Below are 23,219 nucleotides of genomic sequence, written 5' to 3'. Positions count from 1 at the left end.
CCCCTAAACGCAATGCTCGATGGGAACCTAATTTCTCGATGCTGCGTTCGCCCCAGTTTGAATGGTCTTCCACCGGAGAGTTAAGCCTGCAGATTGATGCACGCGCGGAATACGGAAAGCGGAAAAACTGGACGGATACTAAGACCGGGAAAATCGAGGAAAAGCTTACAAGCATCCTTGATGGTTTCGGTTCGATAGCTGAATCCGTGAAAGCGCTGCGCTTGAAGAATGAAGAGGATCGTCGTGAGCGAATGGCTCAAGAAGCGGTACGACTTGAGCTCGTCAAGCGTGAAGAAATTCATAGACGCCTGCGTCACAGACTCGTGAAAAATACAAAGCGTTGGGAGCAGTCTCAGCGCTTGAGATCTTTCATCCAGGCCACCTGCGATGCCAATGCCAATACCTCAGAGCAAACCCAGCAACAAACTGCGCTGTGGGCGGTATGGGCTACATCGCAAGCGAACCTACTCGACCCACTTCACCCAGATACTTCCTCCGTCACATCGCTAGCCGTCACTATCGAGAGCTGGTTCAACGGCTATGTGATGCGCGCAGAAAAAGACTGGTGGTCTGAATGAAAGAACGCGCAGGAATGTAAGCGCTCCATAAACCCCACATGCACATGAAGTGCCGATTCAAGGATGCTGAGCTCCCATTTCTCGCTCGGATCGACCGATCCGCCGGACGGTCTGTTAGTCGTTACGCGTCTGTTCAAGCCGCTTATCGAGCTCGCTTGGCGGCAAGTTCGGCGTCGAGTGAAGCGTCAGCCAGACGGCCCGCAGAATGTTGATCGCGGCCATGTTCAGGTGTTGTTCGGCGGCGTGCAGGGCCAGTTCGGCTGCCAGGCGCTTGTCGGCAGCGCTGAGGTGCGCCGTTTTGTGGGTCATGTCCGCATCGACGTTGGCCAACAGCCCCTGGAGTTCCTGCACCGCCTGATCCGATGCCTGACGCATGTCCGCCAGTAGTCGGCTGGCTTCGGCAGGCGTCATGGCCAAGGCGCGGACGCTGCGAAAAGTCAGGCGGGCGGGCAAGGTGGCCAAACTGAAACCAGTCGAAATTAACTTGCCAATCATGCGAACAACTCCTGTAAGCGAGTGTTTCAGCAGCGTATCAGAGTAAATCGCAAAAAAATGCCTGCTCTTCGCTTGCCAGAATCAACTCTCCGCCTCTTTTTGGCATCAAGCGTCTGATCGTCGTCAGAACCCTCGAACGATGCGCCCATAGCCGGCCCTGCTGGCCCGAAGTATCGACTATAGGAAACATAGCCCAACTCGGTACCTCCTGCTAAACCGTGCTTCATGCGATGAGAAAGCATGGTGCACCGTCATAAATTGTCTCAGCTGAAACCTGCGCCGTTCTTGAAATCGTCTCGTATTGGCGGTACTTGTAGGTCACCAATGTCATGCACGGAAAGCAACCATGCACGCAAGATTCAGAGTCATCGAGACCACAGGAATGGAAGATGGCAGTAAGCGATACAGGGTCGTTGATCTTGTCGAAGGAGGTTCAGCCAGCAAGCATGGCGTTTTCAAAATCAGGACGGAGGCAGAGACTGTTTGCTCGCTCCTAAATGCCGAGCATCCACGTCAAAGTGGTGTAGGTCGTGCTTACGCGAGCTCCTGAGCCACTCGTTTCGGAAACCGGGCGCCTAATGACTATGCGGGAGTGAATGCCTATAGCGCAGTCACGGATTCCCGTTCCGAAAGGACTCTTTGAAGCATCTCAAGGTTAAGCCGCTGACACTCTCCCTCGGCTTCTTCTCGGGTCTGATAGGTTGTCTTCAGCCGAAGCTTCTCCTCGTTGTCATAGAGGTTGAAGCCTATAGGTGCAGTCTGACAGTAGAAGCGCGATCCGTTACGCATTGATCCCGTTTCCGTTGGGATTGCAGGGACAACAACAAATCTCGAAATCATCTTCACGCCCTCTCCAAGCACCTCCTCACTATTAGCGGCTATGAGCCACCATCGCAAGCGACCGCAGTCAGTTTCCGATGACAAGCACAAGCGGCCCAGGAATGGTTCGCAACATCGCAAAAGCTGATGTGACGTGCTCTGCTCTACTGGAAAGATCCTCCAGTCCTAAAAAATTCTGGTGCTGCTACGCTGACCGCTTCCACGGAGGAATCAAGATGCCAAATTCAGACCTACTCCCTTCCCTGCTATTCAAGATCAATCAAAACCAACTCGCCCTTGAGGCCGCCATCATGGAGCTCACGCTATGGGTCGAGCAGCGTGGATCGGGTGAGGCTATGGAACGCCATGATGGAGCGAGATATGCGCAAGGCTGACTTGTGCCGGTTGCTCGGCGTGCATCAGGCCCAGAGTGATCGCCTAGTGGACTTTTTACGCACATCAAAAATTGAACAATTAGAAGCGGCTTTGAAGCTTTTGACTTGCGCCTCTCGGTAACCGTGCAGCCGTACCACATCCGCCTACGAGAGGCAGGATAGTAGTTCATCGGAAAGCTTTGGTAGCTCGATGCGGCTGGTGAGCTTTTGGTTTATAGCTACATTTTGGGAAGCCGGAACAGGAGCGGAACTCTCCGTAGCGACCATTACGCATGATGATCACGCCTGACTTGCATGCTGGACACCGATCCTCTTGAACAATCTCCCCTTCAGTGTCGAAGACTTGGATAGCGTGTTCTTCCACCAACTCATCAAGAAATGGTGAGGAATGGCCCTTGACCGTAAACATGGCCACCGACCTCCGGGCCCGCGTCAGCGCTACATAAAACAAACGCCTTTCTTCGCTGTGCTGGTATGTGTCCCCCTCGGGCATGGCCAGCGTAAGCACAGGGTCATCCTCTCTAAGATTCGGAAACCCACGCTGCAGCATTGCAGGCAGGATCACATAGTCGGCTTCGGCACCTTTAGATTTATGAATCGACCTGAATGCCAGATCGATGCGATCGCCATAACGCTGCTTCCATCCCTCAGGAACGTAGACCTCATCGTTGTTGTAGCGCCCGAGAATGAAAATCGAGACCTTTCCATTTCGACCAAGAGGAATACTGCCATCTACAAGGCGAACGTACAGGTCTGCTAGGTAACGGCCGACGGCACCGCTCAATTGCCCCCTTCCATCAACCTGGAATGCCTGTATGGCTGGCCCGTTTGGAGGGGTTTCAGATCGGACGATTTTCTTTATTTGAGCGGGATTCTTGGATACGAACTTACTAGAGACGTCACAGATTTCTTGAGGGCAACGGAAGGTCTGCTCCAATCGCAGCACCTGACCATGTCCATACCATTCTCGAAACTTCGTCATTGCAGAAACATCGGCCCCTGCAAACCGATTGATCGATTGCCAATCATCGCCTACTGCAAAAAAATACTTGCCAGGCTTGGCTACCAAGGCGCGGCAAAAGCGAGCGCGTGCACGAGAGGCGTCCTGATACTCATCAGCCATAACAAGATCATACGGGGCTGCATAACCCTGCTCGAGACATTCTGCAGCTTCGTTGATCATGCTTTCAAAATCGATCCCATGCTCCAGCTTTAGGGCTGCATCCCACGCGCTGATCACGGGCAAGGCAATGTCCAAGAACATCTTGTACCGATACTTGAATCCTTGATTTGAAAGTGCATCCAACCGCTCGGCCATCATGCCAGGGCTTAAACTATTGCTCTTGGCGTGACGAATGAAAGTGCGAACCAAACCGATTAGTTCGCCATTTTCCATAGGCTTTCGACCTTCCTTTGGAATAGGTCGATCTGGATTGGGATCTAGCTGAATTCCTCTATCCGTTAGAGCCTTCCCAAGGTGCTCGAACAGCTCCCCAGTTCTCATCTGGTGTGAGGTTGTTTCAATGAGCACTGTTCCCCGTCGCAGGTGCTGATTGCGCTTCCAATCGACTCCTTCTAAATATTTCTCGAAATGGGCAGGAGGCTGACCATCAGCATTCAACGCCAGGTGTTCGTGGTAGAGGGAGATTTCAGGGTAGAAAAAATCGGGGTAATACTGACGATGATCTGCAGTAGCAGTGTCGTATTCGTATGCTCTTTCGTATTTGTACTCCACACCGTTGTAGAACAGCCAATTCGCGATAATGCACTCTTCTTGGCTGCTGACGTGTTCACCTTGGAGGGTAGTTAACTGGCCTACACCTTCCTTGTCCCAAACGTCAGCGACAGAGCTCTGCCCCACGGCAGGCAAGTCGCGATTGAACACCAGCCGAAAGAGATCCCAGTTAACTCTGAATATCTCTGATCGATCCTTCAGCTGGTCGACAAGTTCGGTTAGCTTCTCCATGCATGCCACATCTTTTACTGCCCACGTTGGCACATTCGGCCGCCTCCCTTTCGCCTTGCCGATGATCAAAAGACCTAGCTTATGAAAAGTCAGCCCTTGGACGGTGATATCATCCATACCCACGCGTTTGAACGACAACACAGCCCTTTCTTCCAGTTCCTTCGACGCTGCGTCGTTGAACGCGAGCATTACAATCGACGCTGGCTCGACATAACCACGGTGAATGCCGTAGGCAGCCTTGGCGACCATCGTCGACGTCTTCCCAGACCCAGCAGAAGCGATCGCTTGAACACGGTTATCGAAGCAGATCACAGCCCGCGCCTGCTCTTCCGTTAGCGGCTTGCTTTCCACTCGGTCGAATAGGTCTTTGCACTCGACGAGCTCGTTCAGAACATGCTGCTCATTTTCGCGCGTCCAAACTGCAGGCCAATCATATTGCCAGCGCTTTAGATCTCGCTCGACCACACCGGCTCGATCAGAGATGGCTACCTGTACCTCCGGTGTTCTGAATAATTCCCACAAAGCATCGTCGCTAATTCGCATATTAGGACGGTTACTCAGTACAGACTGCTGTGCCAGATGAGTAATCCAGTGGTGTTTGACACGCACCGTATCGATCAGTTGAATAGCGTCAGCTAACCAACTGCAAATTTGGGCGTAGTAGGAACCGAACCGCCGTTGACGGGAATCAACAAGTAGCTGTCGTAGAGCTTCCTGCAGTGCCGGTGTTTGTGCGTTGGGCAGACCATCCACGCGGGTACTATTTGGCTGACCTGCGCGAAATGTCAGATCCGTCCAGAACAGACCTTGGTGTATTCGTAGCAGCGGAAGATCCTCAATTGGGATTTCCTGCACCTGCTCCAGTACCCTCAGCTCCAACTGTTCGTCGCCTAGACGTAATCGCCATTGCGACGACATCGTTATGCGTCGCCCCCAGTCCGATGGAGCCCATTCCTGCGTCATACGTCTTTCCGTGACCAAAAAATTGTTGGTCAGTGTATCGCAGCAGGCTGCGTCTGAACGTCAGCCAAGAAAAACAGAAGCCGCCCAGTTTTTTTGACAGCATTCTGGTGGCTTTGAACTCAAAAAATAGCCACGACATACTACGTCGCAAAGAAGCGATCTCTCCTACCCTGTGGGCAAAGCTGTATGAGGTACTGCACCGCACCGGTTCTACTAATCTATACAGTGGCTCACCTACTTTGCGGCACAGCGGAGGTTGATGATGAGAGGCCTGATTAGCGAACTTGATATTTTCCAGCAAGAAATTCTCGGTGGCGACCATATGCACGCCATCACTTGCATGACCGAGCTGCTAACGGAGTACCGCCAAAGTTTGCCCGACACGCTCTGGCGGGACGACATAGTCCATCAATGTCGTGAACATCCGATTTTTCAACTACTCCAGGAAGACCCCTACACCTCACGAGCTTTCGAAAAGCCCAGAGGCTACCCAGGGGATGCTGTAATGCTGGATTACGCCTACTTTCAGAATCCGCCTCCCGATTCCAGCGCGATCGGAAAATTAATATTCGAGGTTGTCACCTCAAGCCCAAATGCACTGAGCGTACGCTGGCGCCGTGAGCACATTGCAGGCTTGATTGAACGGCTAGCATCCCATCGGGAAACGCTTTCTATCATGAGCGTCGCTTGTGGCCACTGCCGAGAACTGGAGCTTCTCAAACCCGAGACCCGACAGCGGATCCATCGCTTTGTCGCATTTGATAATGACTTAGAGACGCTGAAGCTTGCCACTCTAACTTGGTCGGAAATCATCAAGTGGCAGTGCAATGTCAAGAAGCTGCCTGAAAGTGATGATTACGATGGATTCGACTTCATCTACAGTATTGGCATCTATGACTACCTCAATCGCGCCCAGGCAATGGCGCTTACAGCTTGGCTGATGGGGAAACTGAATCCAGGAGGTAAACTCCTGATTGCAAACTTTACACCGGACAACTGGGGGCGGGGCTACATGGAAGCTTTCATGGACTGGAAGCTCGTGCTCAGGACGCGCGAACAGATGAGGGCGTTCATACCTGCGGACTCATCACCACATTCCTGCTTGTATTTCGACCCCTATCGCAATGTGATCTACCTACTACTCACCCGGAGTTCCCCCGCTGACCAACCGGGATAGCTCGGGACGGGTCAGCACGCCCTTGGCCCAAGAGACCAGTGCGGCATACAGACAAAGAGACGTCACCGAGACCCATCACGCGAGCTTTACGGCTCCGCCCTGGATATCGTCACGCGCCGCTCGTAAGTCAATAGCGTCCTGGTTGAGTCGGTGAATCAGGTTGAGCAATCGTTGACGCAACACCTCGTCCTGGAGCTGCTCAGCAGCACGCATCACATCAAGTGCCGCTGCCTCATTGTTGGTGGCAACGGCGTCGAGCAGTTTGCGCATGCTTCTTGATGGTCGATTCATCTCCAACTCCCTGGATTTCAGTGACGCGAATCATATGGCCAGAATGTTTCGTCAGTATTTCAGCTGCACGAACTGGCTTGAATCACCGGCTCCAGCTCATTTGACGCTAGCTGAAAGGACAACCTGAGGGGTCGATTACGCTTGTAGCAACCCGTCATTGATAAAGCTAAGCGGCTCGTTCCAGAGCGTCCAGCAAACCAAAAAACTCCCGAGAAAGCTTATGCCGAGGGGCCAAATGGATGATAGGTACTGAAACTTCGTGAGATTCGCGCATCTTAATGGAGCTGCTTAGGTACACCGGCAGCACAGGTAAACCTTCGGCCAACAACCCATCAACGAGATTTTGATGATTCGACTCCAGGCTTTTCAGCTCTTTCTTAATACTTTTCGGATTTAAGACCATACCAAAAAACCGGAGAACGAACTAAAAACATCGCCAACATGGGCTGGGCCACATTAATATCGCCTTTCAACATTTGGTTAACCAGAGATTATGATGTGCTTTTCTATTTTAAGGTTGCTTCGGTTTTCGACAAATTCTTTCCATTGCTCTTCATGTGCGCTTTTTGAGTAATAGCCAACCAAGTGTCGCTCACTAGGGTCTATGCTGGAATGAAATCCTTTGTCAAAATAAATTCCGCCTTTTATGGAAATAATGAATCGTTCATGCGGAATAACATCGTCAGGAAGGAGAAAAAACTCAATCGATTGCCTGCAACTGAGTAGTGGACTGATTTTTTCACGAAGATTTCTCTCGGAATTTGTTTGATTAAAACTTCCCTGGGCACAATAGACTATTAATTTTGTTTTCTTGTTTTGCGTCGCCTCAATAATCTTTTTGAAAAATGCTAAGTATCCGTCTGGCTCTTTGCTTCGGAGCTTTATGTATCGGTCGACTATGTAAATTTCCTCGCTCATACTAAGCAGAGGCATTGAAACTTTTATCATCTCATCGGCTGTCCAAGTGATTTTTGTGTCCCTGCACTCGCGTAGCGAATCACTATCAATGATGTCTTTTGCAGAAAGACCATGGTTGATATCATCGCTGATAATATCATCTATCAGACCTTTGGTTTTTGCTTGGAGGGCATTTTTAAGCCAGGATAGCTCTTCCTTGTACTCTATAGAGACATTTAAAATTCCGCATCTTTCCTTGAGGCTCTGCAAGTGCCTTCTAATTCTCACCATTTCGATTGTTCCGAGATTTCTCTTTTCGAACTCCTGTATGACCTGCTGTCGCCAGCCATCTGGCAGGCGAGATATGAATCTTCCTTCGCTTAGTCCGAACTTGCTCAAAATTAGTATTAGCTCTAATGGCTCAAGCTGCACTTCAGGATTGAGAGCAAATTTTTGGTTAATCATAGAATAGCTCCGCATCTCTTTCAGCGAAAAAACCATCCGGCCAGCGATCTAGGAAATCTCCAGCTTCAGATATCCGCAATTTAGTTAGAGTGGTTTCTCCTTTGTCGTTTTTGTCTACATATATTATGGATACGTCATCTGGGTGGAGCTCTAGCTTGTGGTCTTTAATTTGTGCTCTATTGGTTTCACAAATCCTTCTTAGCAAGCGTAGAGCGAGAAGTTCGCTATGTGTTTCAAGTATAAATGTTGGTGATTCCTGGTAGGGATTTTGCTGTATATTTAATGCGGCAATAAATACGTCAGCGATGCTTGCTTGCATTTTTGGGTGCAAGTGCAGCTCGGGCTGTTGGATATAGGTATTTAGCCCTATTACGGCAGCAGTAATTACCGGTATTACTTGGGATACTCCTACTCCTACGTCATCAAGATCCACTAATGAATTGCGCGCTATGTCTCTTAGAGTTAGTTTTGTGGTTATGTGTTCGGGATCGAGGCCACTCAAAAAATCGGCTATCTTATCTGGTGATGCTTCGCGGTACTCATCTATTAATTTCCGAGTCATATGGTATCTGAGTTCTGTTTCTATTTTAAACCCAGAGTTCAAGTATTTCTCGCTGGAAAGAAACTCATTTACTTGAGCAATGTACTGCCTGTAAGACTCCTTGTCTTCGCCGAGTTCGGACTCGAGTGCAAATATGTTCAGGATCGCCTCGTGATGTCTCGACTTGTCAGTATTACTGGATAACAAATCTTTCTGACTAAATGATATATTGTTAATTGTGCGAACTTCTGGAACTTCGTTAAAATTTAATGCTTGGCTTAGCCAGTAGGATGTTCCAGAGACAAGGAACATGAACAAGAAAAGCGCCAGATCATCTTGTTTGGAAAACAGGTAATCTTCTTCGTTATCTAATGCAAGGTTGACCGATTCGTCGAATGAATAAATATTGAAATTACAGCTAAAGTCTTCGCTAGTGTTCTGGGTGCAACTGCTGGATATGGATGAAGCTGCCCAAGGATCATCTTCGGAGAAGATGGTTACATTTGTTATGAAGTCGTGATTCTTGTGGATGGTTCCCTTCCCGATTCTGTTGTTGCCTCTGTTCCAGGTTAGAACTGGGCTTCCATCAAAAAGCACCTTGTAACCGGTGATACTTGGACAACTGTTTGGGGACGTCCATGTTATCTGAATGGCGATTTTTTTTACTTGATACAAAGGGCCTTCTAATAGTTTCAGAGGGAGGAAGTCTTCTTGTGGATAAAAGCATGTTCTGAGAGTATCTCTGTACCAGTCATTAAAACTGATAGAGTTTTTTTCTTCGAAAAGCAGAATTGTTTCATCTTCATCTTCATCTTCATCTTCTCTTGGGGTGCCTAGCATCGAGGACACCCATTTTCCTGGTAGTGCGGAACTGCCTTTTTTGTATAGGTCTTTTCCTACTCGAATCGCGTCAAGTATTGAACTTTTTCCAGAAGAATTTTTTCCGTACAACAAGCAAAGTTTTTCGATTTCAATTTCTTGATAGCGTGTTATCCCCTGAAAGTTTTTTGCTCCAATTTTCATATCTACCCCTTGCGCTATTTTTATTTATAGCAAAACGTTTCCTGTCATGTATCCACAGTGTAGATTGACATTTCTTTTTTGCAAGGAAAGGAGATATTGGTCATATGAGGCGTCAGTGTTAGTTAAGTTTTCGAACAATAGAGTTTTGTGGCTTAGCACTAACAATCAAAGCGCAAGATGACAATGAACAAGAAAATTATCATTGTTTGATGAAGCAATAGAAAACTGACTCTGATATTCGTTAAGTGTTAAGCGAACGGGCGGCCCAAAGCACAGCTTTTGGGCGGTCAGCGAACGAAGTGAGCGGCGTTGAGCGCATTGTTAGAGCTTTTGTAGGCGCTATGTCCCTTGATTATTTGCGTATATGTGACCGGCACAGGCTATGAATGGCTTCAAAAACAGCGCATTGACGCGAGTTGTGCGAACCTGCAAGGTGTCGGCGTAAACCATCAGGAAAAGCATAGCCTTTCCCACCATAAGGAATGTCTGCGCTCCCCCCGCAAAGGGGGCAAAAAGCACGATCCGTGATGCTGGCGTATTCGTCCATTTCGCCTGCCGACTTAGGTTCAGCTACTAAAAGTAGTCTTTCAATAGACTCTCTTCTCCACCTTACAGTGTCCGCGTATGACTTGCATACAAAGCACCCTTCTAAAGCTTTTTGAGCTTGCGTGGAAACTAAATAGAAAATAGTTTCTCGTGCAACATAGAGCTCTTCGGTTAATTTGCTGTTCTCATCTTCTAAGGAAGTGGGGCGAAATTTCATATTTCCTATACCTCTAACTACAATTAGGCGACCTTGCTGTCGCATTTAAATGTGACAGTAATGTCGTATAACGTTCCTGACGTCCTGAAATCTCCCTTGCCTGCAATGCAAGACCAATGGAAACCAGCTCGCCTTGGAGACGGCCACCATCCAGTCTTCAAGCTGAATCATTCGTGTGGCTATCACCTCCTATTGGTGTGAACTATTAGGTTGGATGGAGTCAGATGAGGCTATCAATACTGTAGCTTCAATCTCTGCGAGTTCTTCGACAGCACTGCTGAGCTCCAAGTTTGCACGTTCGACCAGATCAGCTGGCAGCTCTTTCTGGACAGACACACCCAGATCTTTAAACTCGGCGGCTTGTTTAATCAGATTCCCTTTTCCGATGTACAGCTGACCGAAGGCCTTATCGTAACTTTCACGAGCTCTGTTCAACTGGTTGCCTACTCCCTGCATGCTGGTCAGGAAGCCATTGAGCTTGTTGTAAAACTTCTCAGCGCGATTGGCCAGCTCAGCGGTGTGCTTGTTCTGATCTTCGAACCGCCACAGCTGACGGACGATGTTAAGACTGGTCAACAGGGTGGTGGGCGTGGCAACCAGCACGTTACGCTCGATAGCCCGCTGAAACAGGGTTTCGTCGTACTTAAGGGCTTCGACGTAGGCGGATTCGATAGGGATAAACATAATCACTACCTCAGGTGAGTTCAGGCCAGGCAGCTTGAAATAATCTCGATCGGCTAACTCATTGACCCGGTCACTTACCGCCTTGGTATGGGCCGCCAACGCTTGACCGCGTTCCAAGTCGTTATCGGCATTTACATACTGGGTGTAGGACATTAACGATGTCTTGGCATCGATGATCAGGTGTTGTTTATGTGGCAGGTAGATGATTGCATCGGGACGTTGCCGGCCCTCTTCAGTGGTGAAGCTGACTTCCCGTTTGTAGTCGATACCGAGTCGAAGGCCTGAATTGTCTAGTACGTTCTCCAGCATCAGCTCACCCCAGTTGCCCTGCACCTTCTTCTGGCCTTGCAGGGCGGTAGTCAGCTTGTCGGCCTGATCGGTAATCTCCTTGTTGAGTGTTTGTAGGTTCTTCAGCTCAGTTCTGAGCTCGACGCGCTGCTCCGCATCTTTAGCGTGAATATCCTCCACCTTCGCCTTAAAACCTTTCATTTCGATATGAAGAGGGTTAAGCAGGTTAGTGATGCTTTCCTGGTTCAGCTCTTTAAATGCTTTGCCTTTGCGCTCTAGAACCTCGTTGGCGAGGCGTTCGAACTCTTTGGTCAGTTCCTCCCGATTCTCCTGCAGCAGCTTCAACTGCGCGTCAAAGTGCTGCTGCTTTTCAGCCAAGGAAGTTTTAAGCCGGCCATGGGTGTTGTCCAGTTCCGCATATCTGTCTTGTGTGGTCTTCAATTCGATCTTGCACTGCTCCCACCACCCTTTGTAGTTGGTGAGTGCTTCCTGTTTTTCTTCCAATTGCGTCTGCGCTTTCTTTAGCGTCTCGCGAATCTCAGCCAGTTGAGCAGCAGTATGCTTTTGCGCTGCGTCGGCGGTCGCCAGCTTTTCATCCAACTGCACGATGCGCTGATCTTTCTCTTCGATACGCTCCTTGGAGGTCGTACCGTTGATGACAAGTTGCTCTTTCAACTTATTCACCGCTTCCTGTGCCGTGGCCCCAACCTCACGGGCCTGTTTTTCTGTCTTACGCAGGCTTTCGAGTTCGGCTTTCTGGGCAGTCCAATCACGTTCAAAACGCTCTTGAGCGACCAGTTTCTCCTCCAGCTGGGTCTGGGCTTGTTTCAGTGCCTCACGACTTTCGGACAGCAGCTTCGCCGTGTTGGCTTGTTGCAGTTCTGCGGTGATCTGCTTTTGATCCAACCCTGAGATGCGCTGATCTTTCTCTTCGAGACGTTCTTTGAAGGCGGTACTGTTACTGGCTATCTGGTCTTTCAGCTTGTCGGCCGCTTCTTGTGCTTTCGAGCTCGTCTCTCTGGCCGCTTGTTCGGATTGTCGTAAGCGATCTATCTCAGCTTGCTGGGCGACCATATCACCCTCAAGACGGTCGATCCGTGTCTTGCTGCTATCCCGTTCCGTTTCCAACCGTCCGTAAGCAATATCCAGTGCTGCTTTCTCTCCAGACAGGCTGCCAGTTGTGGCCTGATGTTCCGACAACTCTGCCTGAACTCGCGTCAGATCGGCCCGTGTCACTTCCAGATCAGTCTGTAGCTGTTGGTTGTAGCGCTGGGCACGCCAACTGGCGATCACCCAGGCCAAAATGAAGGCCACAATAAAGGTCACTAACGGTAATACGATGCGAATCACCAAGTTTTCCATGTCCATTCTCCTACGTCCAAGTTGTAATTATTGAAGGTGAATGAGGTCTCAGGTCTTTAGCGTAGCTGACCCCAAGGATAAAAATGTCTTCTACCAAATGATGAATGGCGTCGCGCTTGATACTCAAATGACGAGATCCTGCGATCAGTCCTGTAATGAAATCTCTAGCGGCCTCATGCCAGTTGAAATCAACGGCTAGATGCTTACGCTTTTCAATGACGTGCGACAGCTTGGATTAGGTCTCAGGCGAGCGAGTGACAAAAGCTCAGATTTTTCCTACAGACCACTCACCATCACATGCGGTAGTCTTGCGGCGCCTACAAACGCTTTTCGCCTCCACTGACGGAGGCATTTTTTATGCTCGACACAAGGACGATGAATGATTTCCTCTGCTCGATTGGGTGACAAGCATGTCTGCCCATTACCGGGACACGGCACAACTCCAATAGCATCTGCTTCTGCTGATACCAATATCAACTTCATGGGCTCTGCCCGTGTTGGCGATGCCTGTGGTTGTGGTGCAGTTATTACCACCGGGTTCCCCTCCATCCAGGTAAATGGCCGTCCTATGGCTCACTTGGGCAGCCCTACCAGCCATGGTGGAACTATCATCACCGGATCAGGTGATGTCGGCGGTGGTTTTGTTATGGGGGCTGCTCCCGGTGCATCAATCATCAACTTTGCTGTTCTTGGGGCAATACGTCCTGATGGCTCTGTAGATGATGAACGTATGGCTACCCTGCTGGCTGATCCTAAGTTGACAGAGAAGGCCGTTGCTGCAAATGCTCTGGTAGGCCCTACAACGGAGAAAACAGCTACGACAGAAGAGCCAGCTTCCAGCACTTCACAAGAGGCTGAACCCGGCTTCCATATCGTCCAACAGTCCATGTCTCGTGATGCACTGGAAGCGTCGCTGTTCGAGAAACCAACTCAAGCAGTCTTGGATAAGTTTCGTACGCTCAATCCACAACTATCGAACGGTGCCAAACCCGGTCATCTTGTCGTACTGAGTGACCCGAAAAACCTGCAATGTACCCGAGAAGAAGCCGTCTTGATGGAAGCGGCGAGCAAGGTCAATGATGCACTCGGGCCCCTTAGTGCCGAAGAGGCCAGCTTCCTGCACCGACACCGTGACGAAATCGAAACATTTTTGGCTCAAGGCTCGACCTCCATTGGCATTGGCCAATCCATGTTCGCCAAGAATCTGGAAGACGTGAAAAACGTTCTGCGTGATATTGAATTACTTCACCAACGGGCTTTTCAGACCGACGGCAATTTGCGCTCGCCGGAATTTTTTGCTGAACGCAAACGCTTGCTTGCACAACTCAATACGCAGCTGACTTCCATGACCCGTAAGGGCATTGGCTTCCCGGATCATCCCGACTTGAAAAGTGCATTGGGAATCTCCAGTCGAAGCTTGGTTCACCAATGGACTAAGGCGGGTGCACCGGGACAAATACCGGGATACGCCACGCACTTTCAAGGTGTGGCCAAAGCGGCAAAAGTCATCAAATACGGTGGCTGGATTGGCACTGCCGTTGGTGGTGGCGCGTCTTACCTGAAAGTCCAAGACGTGTGTACAGCCGGAAACACCGAGGCATGTGCCCGAATCAAATACACTGAGACTGGCAGCTTTGCCGGTGGAGTTGTAGGTGGGGCAGCAGCGGGTGCAGCCTTAACAGCTCCGGTAGTCGGTGGACTCTGTGTTGGACTAGGCGTCCCAACTGGCGGCTTAGCAACACTGGCGTGCGGTATTATAGCGGTTGCTGTGGGCTCTTATGCTGCTGGCACTCTTGGAGGACTGGGCGGTGAAATGACTGGCGAAGTGATTTACGAGATTGCGAAATGAACACCGCTGAACTTGTTGTTGGCGGCCTCTGCGGCTTAGTGATTGTTTGCATGTTCATTTGGATCGGGGTTGCGTTGTACATGGCTTACACCAAAATGGACGTGATGCTTGGATGTCTCAAGAACAGCTCTTCAGTCATGAGTATGGCTTCGCTAAGGCATGGCGGCCCTTGGGGTAAGTTGTTACTGGTTGGTGGGGTTTCTGGGTTCATTACGTTTCCCGGCTTTTATCTGAAGCGCGGCAGCATCAATGCCGAAGATGTAAACAATTTTCCCGTGCCACTCAGACGCAAGCTCGTAGCCTTGCAATGGACTGTTATAGGGTTATTCGCTGCTTTGGCGTTGCTTGTCGCTGTAGGAAAGTCTGGGGTACTCAAGTAGCTCCCCGGCTCACCCCGTTCGATTTTACCAGTCCCTAGCTCTGCCGCTTTAGCGGTCACTAAGGGCGGGGGGCGATCTGTGAACCAGCCTGAGAAAGTAAGATAGTTGCCCGCCTAGCACCTAAGTCGACATCCAGCGAAGACGGGCACTGCCAAAACCTGGCGAGCGGGACAGCTTGTAGGTTGCTACTCTCTGGCTGTCAGCGATCAAAGGCGTAGTCGCATGATTGCGTCAGTGATCCCTTGAGCATTCGTATCCAGCGTTTCCATGGCTGTCATCGCGTTAGCGGCAACATTTCCCACACCATTTTCAGAGAGCCACTTGGTGACCTCTTCTATAGCAGCGGCTAGGGCGTGCTGGTTATGCAGGAGCAATGTAAGCGCATCCGCCGTGGCGATCTTGGCTTCTGAGTTAACTGACATGTCTATCGTCCTTGATTGATAATGCGGGAAGCCTAGATCATCTCGCGGCTGACTGGAGCCACTTCTTCAGATCCGCTGTCACCTGGGTGATTGCACTGACTTGACCATTTGTAATCGACCTAACCGGACATTTGTATCGGGTTTGCCCCCTACCTTTAGCAAACATCACCGGCAGTTATCGGCCATAGTTGATTACCAAGCTAATCCCCAAGTTCGAATTGCTGAAACCCCACGCGCCTGACGTAAATCCAAAAGTCATCCCTTGCCTCATACTGCTCCATGCAAACACTGTGATCCTGGCACAGTTCATCTTTGTCGATCAGGATGCGATCCCAATCGAAGTCAGGGTTCTTGGAAATGGCGTAACTAGGGTAAGGTTTGTCGAGATCGAAGTGGATCGAGTACACGAACAACGGAGATTCCCAGGGCATGTGGGTTTCGTATAACCGCATCAGTTCGGGCATCTTTGCTATACAGTGCCGTTCGGCAAACTTCAGTGCCTGGGGCAAATCATCCCACGCAGCGTTGACCGCGCGTTGCGCGGCGGAGAGCCTGGCGCAAGGTGGCTCGTCATTGTGGTGTTGGACGTAAATCAATCGGCTGCCGAACTGGAATTCGCATTGCCAGACACCCGAGGGAACACGCCAGCGGCCAAGCATCGATTCGGTCAGTAGATTGATGTCCATATCAGTACCACACAGATGGAAAGGTACTCAGGTTACCCTCTCAAACACCAGCCTGGGAATGCCATAGGCGTTTGGGCTATTTGTCCGACATCCACGGGATCTGACCGGCAGCATTGGGTCGAATGCAACGAGTCGTGACAGGCCGAAATCGACGCACAGCGGTCATCGATGAGCTAGAGGAGAAGGCATTTACGAGTGACGCGGACAATCGTTTTAACTGACCTAAAATCACGGATCTTACCGCCTCGAAGCCAATCAATAATTTCTGGAGGGTTTGCTTTAACTTTAGGGTGCAGCGCTAAAATCAACTTCAGAAGACGAACTGCTTGGTAGGCTTCGATGATTGCCTCGGCATTGAAGTCGACGATGCGCTGCCAATTTCGGAACACACCGAAGTCTGATTGATTTGCGAAGGCTCAGACGAGCCATCGCCATTCGACCTACAGCGGACGGCCGTGGTAATGACGGACTCGGGGGCAGTTCATTGTTTAAAGACGCATACCCATTTCAAAAGCGCGAATCTCGCCCCCCCAACTCTATGTACATAAGTATTTCTTGTTCATTGCCTCACACGGCAAGCCTGATGTGGCGCGTTTGCTGGACGCTTACACATCATGGCCGTGGCCACCGGAGCAAAGACGCCCCCAATTCCGGCTAAGGCATTTGACTTACATGAGCGTTCAATATGGTTGATCCGTTCAAATAAATAAGGTAATTGGCCTGACAACCACGCTCCGGGTCTTTATAGTTTGATGCATAATAGCCGTAGGTTCTTCCGCCGGGTACTAAAAGCTGGGCCATCCATAGGCGGCCGCACTCAATAAGCAGGTCGTTCTTTGCAATTCCAATTGTCACCTCTTGTCCCACCCCAGTGATTTGCGCGTTTATTCTCGCGAGGATATCTTGAACCCTTGAAAATTGGGGGTTTACGTTGTTTCTTCCTCGATAAGCTTGCGGCATACAATCTCTCCTTCGTTGATTGAATCTGGATCATTCCCTTACAGTTCCAACGCCATTTGAAGCCTGCGCCTAGCTCAAGCGCGCTGAGTTCTCAGCGTAGACCAGCGGCGGAGGCCTTTGTAAAAGAGTCAGCTCGTCGACAAGCCTCCCTTGGAGGGTGGCAGGTTGTATATCGCCCCTAGTTTTCTAAAAGCGGCGACCGACCGCAATGGGTCGTTTGCTGTCTGTCGCCAATGGCTATTTCCGGCCAATCATTGCCATAAAATGTCGGGCAAAATCATCCAATGCTCGCACATTCACGGTAGGGTTTTATTTATCTAACCTCCAATGTCCATTTAGGCTTGGCGGTAGTGAAAAAAAAGGAATCAACCCTTTTTTCATCAGGATAAAAAGCAACGTTCGCTGTGGCCCCAGGATGCGCTGCGCAATAATTCAAGATATCTGAAATCAATAACTGAGCCAGCCCTGGATTAGATACTCGGTAAAAATTTATATTAAACCCATCATTCCCACCGCGATCCAACATTACCTGTAACGCACGGCACTCTTCCTCATTACTACAGATTCCACTATCCACATATCGTCCCACCAAGGCAGCCGACAACTCCGGTCTCGATTCGGAGGAACGCTTTGCTGCGTAAGCCGTCTCCCAGATGACGCACAACAAAAATAAGGAACACACCAAGCTTTTGATCAACCGCCAACTCTTTGAGAAATCATCGAAAAGAAACAGCTTTTTTTGCATGTTCGCCACCGTCCGTGCTGTTTGTCATACACCAAGCGTAGCTAATCAAATCCCAGGTACAGTGGGGGTAAAGCCTTCGTGGAAATCGATCACTGCCTGTTTACCGCGACTGGCAGCTATGGGTCGTTCTCTGCCGGTCATGTCCACGAATCGTGCTGGTCAAATCCGATGCAAATGACTGGTCAGGTCGAATGCAAATAGGTGGGCAAGTCCGTGCAATTACCCACCCATCCAGTGATCAGGACTTTTCAGCTTGTAGCAAGATCGCTACATGAGTGCCGGTTTCCGTGGCTACGTAACTGATCCTATCGACCTGTTAAGTACCTTGGAGCGTGTACAACTCGAACGTTGCTCGCTGCGCTCTGAGTCTTTACGCAAAAGCACGTTACCATTGCCGACCCAGAAGCCATGGAGACCACACGTGAGAAAGCCACCTAAGAAAATCATGATCGAAGAATGGGATGGTGACGGTGCGATTCGAATTCCGGACGAAGCGTTGCAGGAGCTCGAACGTAAGCGTTCAGCCAAGTCACCTTGCGTCATTCCGCCAGATATCAACTGATATGCAAGCAGTTTGCTCGGTATCGTTTGCCCATCGGCTCCCCCTTGTCATCGCCAGGTTGGAGCAGCATGATTAAGCTTTAAGGACTGGTAATTCAGCGGGATCTGGCCTGTGAGTGAACTATTGGGTGTACTGGCTGACTTTGTTTTCCAAGCGATTTGCTTCCCTATCGGCTGGCCTTTGATGAAGGCCCTTACCCTAGGGAAATACCCTGCTAAAGGCTCCTGGTTTTCAGAAAGCCCTTCAGCGCAATGGACGTCTGCGATTGGGCTAGCCGTTTTGGTCATTGCAATGATGGCAGCGATGAAGCAGTTCGTGCTTGCTTAGCGAATGGCTAAGCAGGAGGAGAAGACACTTGCATAGTTCGAGCAGGTATCCATTGATGCGGCAGTAACTGGCCGATGTCACTCGCCCGCTGCGTCGGCAGGCGATTCAAAACGTCCTTGAGATAAGCATACGGATCATGCCCGTTCATGCGCGCAGACTGGATCAAACTCATGATCGCCGCCGCCCGCTTTCCACTGCGTAGCGAGCCGGCAAACAACCAGTTAGAGCGCCCAAGTGCCCATGGGCGGATCTGATTTTCGACCTGATTGTTATCAATGGGCACAGCCCCATCGTCCAGGTAGCGCGTCAGCGCTACCCAGCGTTTCAGGCTGTAATCGAGGGCTTTGGCTGGGGCCGATCCGTTGGGCACCAGATCGCGCTGGGCCAACATCCAGTCATGCAGCGTGGTAATTATGGGCGCAGCCTTTTCCTGACGTATACGCCAACGATCTTCATCACTCATGTCTCGTGCCTGCCGTTCAACTTCGTACAAACCGCCAATCGAGTGCAGGGCTTGCTCGGCCAGCTGACTTTTGTTGGCCACGTGCAGATCGAAAAACTTGCGGCGGGCGTGGGCCATGCAGCCGATTTCGGTCATGCCTTTCTCGAAACCGGCTTTGTACCCAGCGAAGTCGTCGCACACCAGCTTGCCGCTCCATGAACCGAGAAAGTTGCGCGCATGCTCGCCCGCATGGCTTGGACTGAAGTCGTACACCACGGCCTTCAGCGCCGAAAATGGTGTCGTGCTGTAGGCCCAGACGTAGGCTCGGTGAGTTTTCTTCTCGCCGGGCGCGAGCATCTGAACCGGGGTCTCATCGGCGTGGATGACGCTCTCGGTCAGCACGGCATCGCGCAGCGCATCAACTATCGGCTGGAGTTGCACACCAGTTTGTCCAACCCACTGTGTCAGTGTCGAGCGTGCAATCGGCAGACCGGCCCGACCAAAAATCTTCTCCTGCCGGTACAGCGGCAAGTGGTCGGCAAACTTCGCCACCATCACATGCGCCAACAGGCCTGCGGTCGGGATGCCCTTGTCGATAACCTGAGCCGGCACCGGTGTCTGGATCAGTGCTTCGCACTGCCGGCAGGCCCACTTCCCACGTATGTGCTGCTCGACCGTGAACACGCCCGGCGTGTAATCGAGCTTCTCGCTGATGTCTTCGCCGACGCGCTGAAGCTGGCAGCCACATGCGCACTGCGTGCTCTCGGGGTCGTGACGGATCACCGTGCGTGGAAACTGCGTCGGCAACGGCGCACGTTTGGGTTGTTGACGTGGTTCGGCCGGTGCAGCCGACGGATTGACCGCCTTCAACTCAGCTTCGATGGCTGCGATATCAATGTCGAGCAGATCGTCGAGCAAGCTGCCTTGGTCAGGGCTCAGTTGCTCGCTGCGCTTGGCGAATTTGTGCCGTTTGAGCACTGCGATTTCATAGGTGAGCTGTTCGTTGACTGTTTCGATCCGATGGATCTTCTTGCCCATCGTGTCGACCTGCGATAGCAACTGCGCAGCGAATGCACGCAGTTGATCCGGAGTCATTTGATCGAGGTTGGGCGTCGAAGTCATGCCTTGGATTTTACCAAAGCAGATCGCCTGCGGCAGCAGGCCCAGGCGTTACAGCCTTTTAAAGGATAGTGATCGCGCCGCCGGCTCCAACGCGTTGCCAAGGCAGGCCGAGTACCAAAGCCTGAAGCTGCTCGATATCCAGCTCCACCTCGCAACCTTGTCGTATGCCTGGCCAGTGAAACTTGCCCTGGTTCAACCGGCGTGCCGCCAGCCAAACGCCGATCCCATCGTGTACCAGCACTTTCATGCGATTAGCCCGGCGATTGGCAAACAGATAAGCGCAGTGCGGCTTCGCCGCACCGAACACCGCAATCACCCTGGCCAGCGCAGTTTCAGTACCGGCGCGCATGTCCATGGGCTCGGTGGCGAGCCAGATGGCGTCAATGCGGATCATTGGGTGAGTCCGCGGACAAACCGAGCACATCCTTCGGGATCGGAAGTTGGCCATTTGACTGTGAGCGTTTGCTCGCCAAGCGGCAGCTCGATAGTCGCCGACGCTTCTTCCGGCCGTTTGGGGCTGGCTCTTAACGGGACAAAAGCCGGCAACACCACTGGCGGCTGGTCTCGATAAAGCGGCAGCCACTTGCGGATTACGTTGGCGTTGATGCCGTGACTGATGGCGACGCTGGATAGTGTCGCCCCCGGTTGCAGGCACTCCTGAACAACCTGGGCCTTGAAGGGTTTTGGATAAGAGCTTCGTTGGCGCATGGAAATCCTGACGTTAAGGGCTATCGCGTCCACTTAAAAATACGCGGACACCATCGCCCTTAATGCTGAAATTCGGAAGGTGACTTGGCCGGACGCTTACGCTCGAACTGGATGTCGGCGACGCTGTGTACCTGATAGAAGAATTTGTTGGCAACACGCGCTGCCTTGTCCTATCAAAAAAGCCTCAAATCGCGGATCGAATAGACGAGTTCACGGAAGCATGAGATAGCGGACAGCTTGAAAACGCCCAGGAGAAATGAAACAGCCGCAATGCGCTTCTTGAATCAATCGTGGTGGGCCTACTGTGGAGTGAAGGCATGTGAAGACTTGGGGTCGAGCCGGGCTTAAGCCCGAAGAAGCGATAGCCAAATTAGCTTTAGCTCCGAAGTCCTACAAGTCGCCTATCGAATATCACTACAGAGTTGATCAGGCCGGGCGCACAACATTTGCGCTCGTAGCGGGCTGGTTGTTAGGGGCAAGGGGAGGTGGGGAGCCGAGCTATGTTGAGCTAGGCTCCCACTGCTTCCAAGGTGAGCCGCTAACGACGTAAATGGGCCTCCATAGTCAGGATGAGAGAGCACGCTGCTGCTCAAACTACCTTGGGGGGGCATCCTTACCTCTGCCTGAGATTGCAGCACCTTAACCAAGTGCCGCAAAGTCGAAGCTCCAGATTATTTACAGTCTTGCTCAAACTCCTCGAGCATATCCGCAGGGATCAATGCCTCGGAATCTTCCGCGTGAACTGCATCAACCTTCCGCTGGACGCAAGTGTCCGAATCTCCGCTGATACCTGGTATTGCGACCACAGGTTCCGAGGATGCTAGTGTCGCCCCTGCAGCAGATGTTTGGCCCGGCGCCGGCATGTCCACCAACTGCAAGTTTTCTCCCCGTATTCCCTGCCCTGAAAAGCGACTTGCTTCTTCAAAATCAGGGGTGCTGGTAACGCCGTTTCCATAGCGGTCTTCATCTATCAGAGCCATTTTCCCTGGATGCTCCGCGCTCAAGCTCGGAGCCAGTGCGGCAAGGATCTGAGTAGGTTTACCGTTGTTCCAGAAGATAACGGCCTGCAGCTCACCCTTATCGCTGAACACCCTCTCCTGCCCCTCTTTGACAACGCTCTGGGTTGGTAGTGTTGTACGAACCCCGATGCCTTGGAACTGGCTGTCCTGCTTATTACCGGCCCATACCGTAGCCGCTGCACTCTGCAGGATGCCCTTGCTCCATTGCAGCTCGCGAATCAGGTGGCCTTGATCGTCCCAATACTGCTCAACGCCATCTTTGCTGAGGTCGCTTGCCATGTAGCGATTTGCATCTGGAATGATTGCGAGACCAGTGTAGTGATGTACGTGCGCTCCGGTGTAGCTGTACTTATCTACGGTGCGAGAGCGAATCTTGTCGTGGTCGAAGACACTAAGCTCTGTGACATTGCCCCGAGCGTCCATTTGCTTCTGGACACCATCCATTACATCGTTATCGTAGATGTTCTCGCTGGCTAGGTACCAGCGATTGCCATCGATGCTGTAGTCCTGCTGCAGGCCTTGCTTCTTGCCGTTAACGTAATTGCGGTGCTGGGTACCCCGGTTGTCGAACCCGCTTTGCAGACCGTTCTTCCATTCGAGGTCTGCAATTTTTTCCTTGCCAGCACTATCCCAAGCACGTTCACGACCATCCTTACGGCCTTCGGTGTAGCTTACCTCTAGAATTTTCTCGCCGGTCTGGGCGTCGTACTGCTCCTGAACGCCATCTTGCCGACCGTTTTTCCAGTGTTCAACGACCACCTTTTTGTTGGTCTTGGGATCGAAGCGCTCGGCCTTGCCGTCCTTCTTACCTGCCTTGAATTCACCGGTAGCAACCACTGTGCCTGCGTTGTCCGCACACTTCATGTCCCCATCGGGAAGCCCTTTTTTGAAGTCGACAATGCATGTGCCGATATTGAAGAGCCCTAGAACTGAAATGGGGTAATTCGTGACACGACCGGTGAACGGATCTTCGGCGTGGATTTTATACAAGAGGCCTTGTATTTCTTTAGTTTGACGGGCGTCAATTTCTTCGTTGCAGCCAGTGAGGCTGAGGGTGGCCAATCCAATGGCACCAATCGCGAAAGCGCGACCTGCGATAAATCTCACCTGAAACTCCTGTTTGGTATACAACGGCCCTCTGGCCGTGATGGGGCTTATAAGTCCCGAGTTTGCGCAGCTTGGCTCCCTCAGGAACGCTTTGCGTACACATCCTTAACGTCAGTGACACCAAAACCTTGAGAAGAAATGAGGCTGGTTGCGTGCCCTTTGGAAACGGCGGTCGTAAACGTT

19 protein-coding genes and 4 pseudogenes are annotated in these 23,219 nt (G+C 51.2%); 7 read left to right on the top strand and 16 right to left on the bottom strand.

From position 1 onward, the window contains the following. Positions 1-578: pseudogene (locus tag KGB03_RS31070) on the top strand (hypothetical protein); the annotation flags it as partial. A gap of 114 nt (positions 579-692) precedes the next feature. Here the strand turns inward: KGB03_RS31070 and KGB03_RS31065 are convergent. Then, on the bottom strand, positions 693-1,073 hold the full coding sequence (locus KGB03_RS31065; RefSeq protein WP_009043509.1) for a hypothetical protein: 381 nt from the start codon (positions 1,071-1,073) through the stop codon (positions 693-695). A gap of 1,380 nt (positions 1,074-2,453) precedes the next feature. Then, positions 2,454-5,216, bottom strand: a complete 2,763-nt coding sequence (locus tag KGB03_RS31055; protein ID WP_223530955.1) for a UvrD-helicase domain-containing protein — start codon at positions 5,214-5,216, stop codon at positions 2,454-2,456. Positions 5,217-5,478: 262 nt separating this feature from the next. Here KGB03_RS31055 and KGB03_RS31050 point away from each other — a divergent pair, with 262 nt between their 5' ends. Then, positions 5,479-6,393: a hypothetical protein gene (locus KGB03_RS31050; RefSeq protein WP_223530953.1), complete on the top strand. Its 915-nt coding sequence runs from the start codon at positions 5,479-5,481 to the stop codon at positions 6,391-6,393. 75 nt (positions 6,394-6,468) lie between these two features. Here the strand turns inward: KGB03_RS31050 and KGB03_RS31040 are convergent, their stop codons facing one another. The 6 genes and pseudogenes from KGB03_RS31040 to rmuC all read right to left on the bottom strand — a co-directional run bounded on the left by KGB03_RS31040 (position 6,469) and on the right by rmuC (position 12,707). Further along, positions 6,469-6,684: a hypothetical protein gene (locus KGB03_RS31040; protein ID WP_218534809.1), complete on the bottom strand. Its 216-nt coding sequence runs from the start codon at positions 6,682-6,684 to the stop codon at positions 6,469-6,471. A 166-nt stretch (positions 6,685-6,850) separates the two neighbouring features. Continuing rightward, a pseudogene (locus KGB03_RS31035) lies at positions 6,851-7,033 on the bottom strand (ParA family protein); the annotation flags it as partial. Between the two features lie 131 nt (positions 7,034-7,164). After that, complete coding sequence (locus tag KGB03_RS31030) at positions 7,165-8,046, bottom strand: hypothetical protein (RefSeq protein WP_223530951.1); 882 nt, start codon at positions 8,044-8,046, stop codon at positions 7,165-7,167. Continuing rightward, positions 8,039-9,610, bottom strand: a complete 1,572-nt coding sequence (locus KGB03_RS31025; protein WP_223530949.1) for a DUF3696 domain-containing protein — start codon at positions 9,608-9,610, stop codon at positions 8,039-8,041. Before KGB03_RS31025 ends, KGB03_RS31030 begins: the two co-directional genes overlap by 8 nt. 352 nt (positions 9,611-9,962) lie before the next feature. Continuing rightward, positions 9,963-10,373 (bottom strand): hypothetical protein, encoded by a 411-nt coding sequence (locus tag KGB03_RS31020; RefSeq protein WP_223530947.1) that lies wholly within the window; start codon positions 10,371-10,373, stop codon positions 9,963-9,965. A gap of 189 nt (positions 10,374-10,562) precedes the next feature. Beyond that, positions 10,563-12,707, bottom strand: a complete 2,145-nt coding sequence (gene rmuC, locus KGB03_RS31015) for a DNA recombination protein RmuC (protein ID WP_218534801.1) — start codon at positions 12,705-12,707, stop codon at positions 10,563-10,565. A gap of 379 nt (positions 12,708-13,086) precedes the next feature. Here rmuC and KGB03_RS31010 point away from each other — a divergent pair, with 379 nt between their 5' ends. Then, the gene (locus tag KGB03_RS31010; protein WP_223530945.1) at positions 13,087-14,556 is read left to right on the top strand and encodes a PAAR domain-containing protein; all 1,470 of its coding nucleotides are present in this window, start codon (positions 13,087-13,089) and stop codon (positions 14,554-14,556) included. Then, the gene (locus tag KGB03_RS31005) at positions 14,553-14,936 is read left to right on the top strand and encodes a hypothetical protein (RefSeq protein WP_218534798.1); all 384 of its coding nucleotides are present in this window, start codon (positions 14,553-14,555) and stop codon (positions 14,934-14,936) included. The genes KGB03_RS31010 and KGB03_RS31005 overlap by 4 nt, the downstream gene beginning before the upstream one ends. A gap of 206 nt (positions 14,937-15,142) precedes the next feature. Here KGB03_RS31005 and KGB03_RS31000 read toward each other — a convergent pair whose 3' ends face one another. From KGB03_RS31000 to KGB03_RS30985, 4 genes are all read right to left on the bottom strand, one after another. Then, complete coding sequence (locus tag KGB03_RS31000; RefSeq protein ID WP_218534796.1) at positions 15,143-15,358, bottom strand: hypothetical protein; 216 nt, start codon at positions 15,356-15,358, stop codon at positions 15,143-15,145. A gap of 200 nt (positions 15,359-15,558) precedes the next feature. After that, positions 15,559-16,044 carry a hypothetical protein gene (locus KGB03_RS30995; protein WP_218534795.1) on the bottom strand — a complete coding sequence of 162 codons (486 nt, stop codon included), beginning with the start codon at positions 16,042-16,044 and terminating at the stop codon, positions 15,559-15,561. Between the two features lie 654 nt (positions 16,045-16,698). After that, positions 16,699-17,004, bottom strand: a complete 306-nt coding sequence (locus tag KGB03_RS30990) for a hypothetical protein (RefSeq protein WP_207282913.1) — start codon at positions 17,002-17,004, stop codon at positions 16,699-16,701. A gap of 313 nt (positions 17,005-17,317) precedes the next feature. Continuing rightward, positions 17,318-17,749 (bottom strand): hypothetical protein, encoded by a 432-nt coding sequence (locus KGB03_RS30985; protein ID WP_218534794.1) that lies wholly within the window; start codon positions 17,747-17,749, stop codon positions 17,318-17,320. 421 nt (positions 17,750-18,170) lie between these two features. Between KGB03_RS30985 and KGB03_RS30980 the strand changes: the two are divergent. Continuing rightward, positions 18,171-18,260: pseudogene (locus tag KGB03_RS30980) on the top strand (AbrB/MazE/SpoVT family DNA-binding domain-containing protein); the annotation flags it as partial. 162 nt (positions 18,261-18,422) lie between these two features. Continuing rightward, a complete protein-coding gene (locus KGB03_RS30975; protein ID WP_123366397.1) occupies positions 18,423-18,638 on the top strand; it encodes a hypothetical protein in 216 nt (71 codons plus the stop codon). Positions 18,639-18,645: 7 nt separating this feature from the next. Here the strand turns inward: KGB03_RS30975 and tnpC are convergent, their stop codons facing one another. The 3 genes from tnpC to tnpA are packed head-to-tail and all read right to left on the bottom strand — an operon-like array spanning position 18,646 to position 20,910. Then, positions 18,646-20,202, bottom strand: coding sequence for an IS66 family transposase (gene tnpC / locus KGB03_RS30970; protein WP_223530943.1), 1,557 nt, complete (start codon positions 20,200-20,202; stop codon positions 18,646-18,648). Positions 20,203-20,260: 58 nt separating this feature from the next. Continuing rightward, complete coding sequence (tnpB, locus tag KGB03_RS30965; protein ID WP_223530941.1) at positions 20,261-20,596, bottom strand: IS66 family insertion sequence element accessory protein TnpB; 336 nt, start codon at positions 20,594-20,596, stop codon at positions 20,261-20,263. After that, positions 20,593-20,910: an IS66-like element accessory protein TnpA gene (gene tnpA / locus KGB03_RS30960; protein WP_123366398.1), complete on the bottom strand. Its 318-nt coding sequence runs from the start codon at positions 20,908-20,910 to the stop codon at positions 20,593-20,595. The genes tnpB and tnpA overlap by 4 nt, the downstream gene beginning before the upstream one ends. Before the next feature lie 101 nt (positions 20,911-21,011). On the opposite strand from tnpA, the pseudogene KGB03_RS30955 reads away from it, so the two are divergent. Next, a pseudogene (locus KGB03_RS30955) lies at positions 21,012-21,134 on the top strand (AbrB/MazE/SpoVT family DNA-binding domain-containing protein); the annotation flags it as partial. A 447-nt stretch (positions 21,135-21,581) separates the two neighbouring features. On the opposite strand, the gene KGB03_RS30950 reads toward KGB03_RS30955, so the two are convergent. Further along, complete coding sequence (locus KGB03_RS30950; RefSeq protein WP_223530939.1) at positions 21,582-23,036, bottom strand: toxin-antitoxin system YwqK family antitoxin; 1,455 nt, start codon at positions 23,034-23,036, stop codon at positions 21,582-21,584. Positions 23,037-23,219: the final 183 nt, after the last annotated feature.

Source organism: Pseudomonas sp. BF-B-26, assembly GCF_019956495.1.
Lineage (GTDB): Bacteria > Pseudomonadota > Gammaproteobacteria > Pseudomonadales > Pseudomonadaceae > Aquipseudomonas.
Note: the sequence above shows the minus strand (reverse complement) of the source record. Positions and strands in the feature narration are given on the sequence as shown.

Bases quoted from the DNA above. Each gene is read 5' to 3' on its own strand.
- KGB03_RS31065 (WP_009043509.1), bottom strand. From the start codon at position 1,073: ATGATTGGCAAGTTAATTTCGACTGGTTTCAGTTTGGCCACCTTGCCC.
- KGB03_RS31055 (WP_223530955.1), bottom strand. From the start codon at position 5,216: ATGACGCAGGAATGGGCTCCATCGGACTGGGGGCGACGCATAACGATG.
- KGB03_RS31050 (WP_223530953.1), top strand. From the start codon at position 5,479: ATGAGAGGCCTGATTAGCGAACTTGATATTTTCCAGCAAGAAATTCTC.
- KGB03_RS31040 (WP_218534809.1), bottom strand. From the start codon at position 6,684: ATGAATCGACCATCAAGAAGCATGCGCAAACTGCTCGACGCCGTTGCC.
- KGB03_RS31030 (WP_223530951.1), bottom strand. From the start codon at position 8,046: ATGATTAACCAAAAATTTGCTCTCAATCCTGAAGTGCAGCTTGAGCCA.
- KGB03_RS31025 (WP_223530949.1), bottom strand. From the start codon at position 9,610: ATGAAAATTGGAGCAAAAAACTTTCAGGGGATAACACGCTATCAAGAA.
- KGB03_RS31020 (WP_223530947.1), bottom strand. From the start codon at position 10,373: ATGAAATTTCGCCCCACTTCCTTAGAAGATGAGAACAGCAAATTAACC.
- rmuC (WP_218534801.1), bottom strand. From the start codon at position 12,707: ATGGAAAACTTGGTGATTCGCATCGTATTACCGTTAGTGACCTTTATT.
- KGB03_RS31010 (WP_223530945.1), top strand. From the start codon at position 13,087: ATGATTTCCTCTGCTCGATTGGGTGACAAGCATGTCTGCCCATTACCG.
- KGB03_RS31005 (WP_218534798.1), top strand. From the start codon at position 14,553: ATGAACACCGCTGAACTTGTTGTTGGCGGCCTCTGCGGCTTAGTGATT.
- KGB03_RS31000 (WP_218534796.1), bottom strand. From the start codon at position 15,358: ATGTCAGTTAACTCAGAAGCCAAGATCGCCACGGCGGATGCGCTTACA.
- KGB03_RS30995 (WP_218534795.1), bottom strand. From the start codon at position 16,044: ATGGACATCAATCTACTGACCGAATCGATGCTTGGCCGCTGGCGTGTT.
- KGB03_RS30990 (WP_207282913.1), bottom strand. From the start codon at position 17,004: ATGCCGCAAGCTTATCGAGGAAGAAACAACGTAAACCCCCAATTTTCA.
- KGB03_RS30985 (WP_218534794.1), bottom strand. From the start codon at position 17,749: ATGCAAAAAAAGCTGTTTCTTTTCGATGATTTCTCAAAGAGTTGGCGG.
- tnpC (WP_223530943.1), bottom strand. From the start codon at position 20,202: ATGACTTCGACGCCCAACCTCGATCAAATGACTCCGGATCAACTGCGT.
- tnpB (WP_223530941.1), bottom strand. From the start codon at position 20,596: ATGATCCGCATTGACGCCATCTGGCTCGCCACCGAGCCCATGGACATG.
- tnpA (WP_123366398.1), bottom strand. From the start codon at position 20,910: ATGCGCCAACGAAGCTCTTATCCAAAACCCTTCAAGGCCCAGGTTGTT.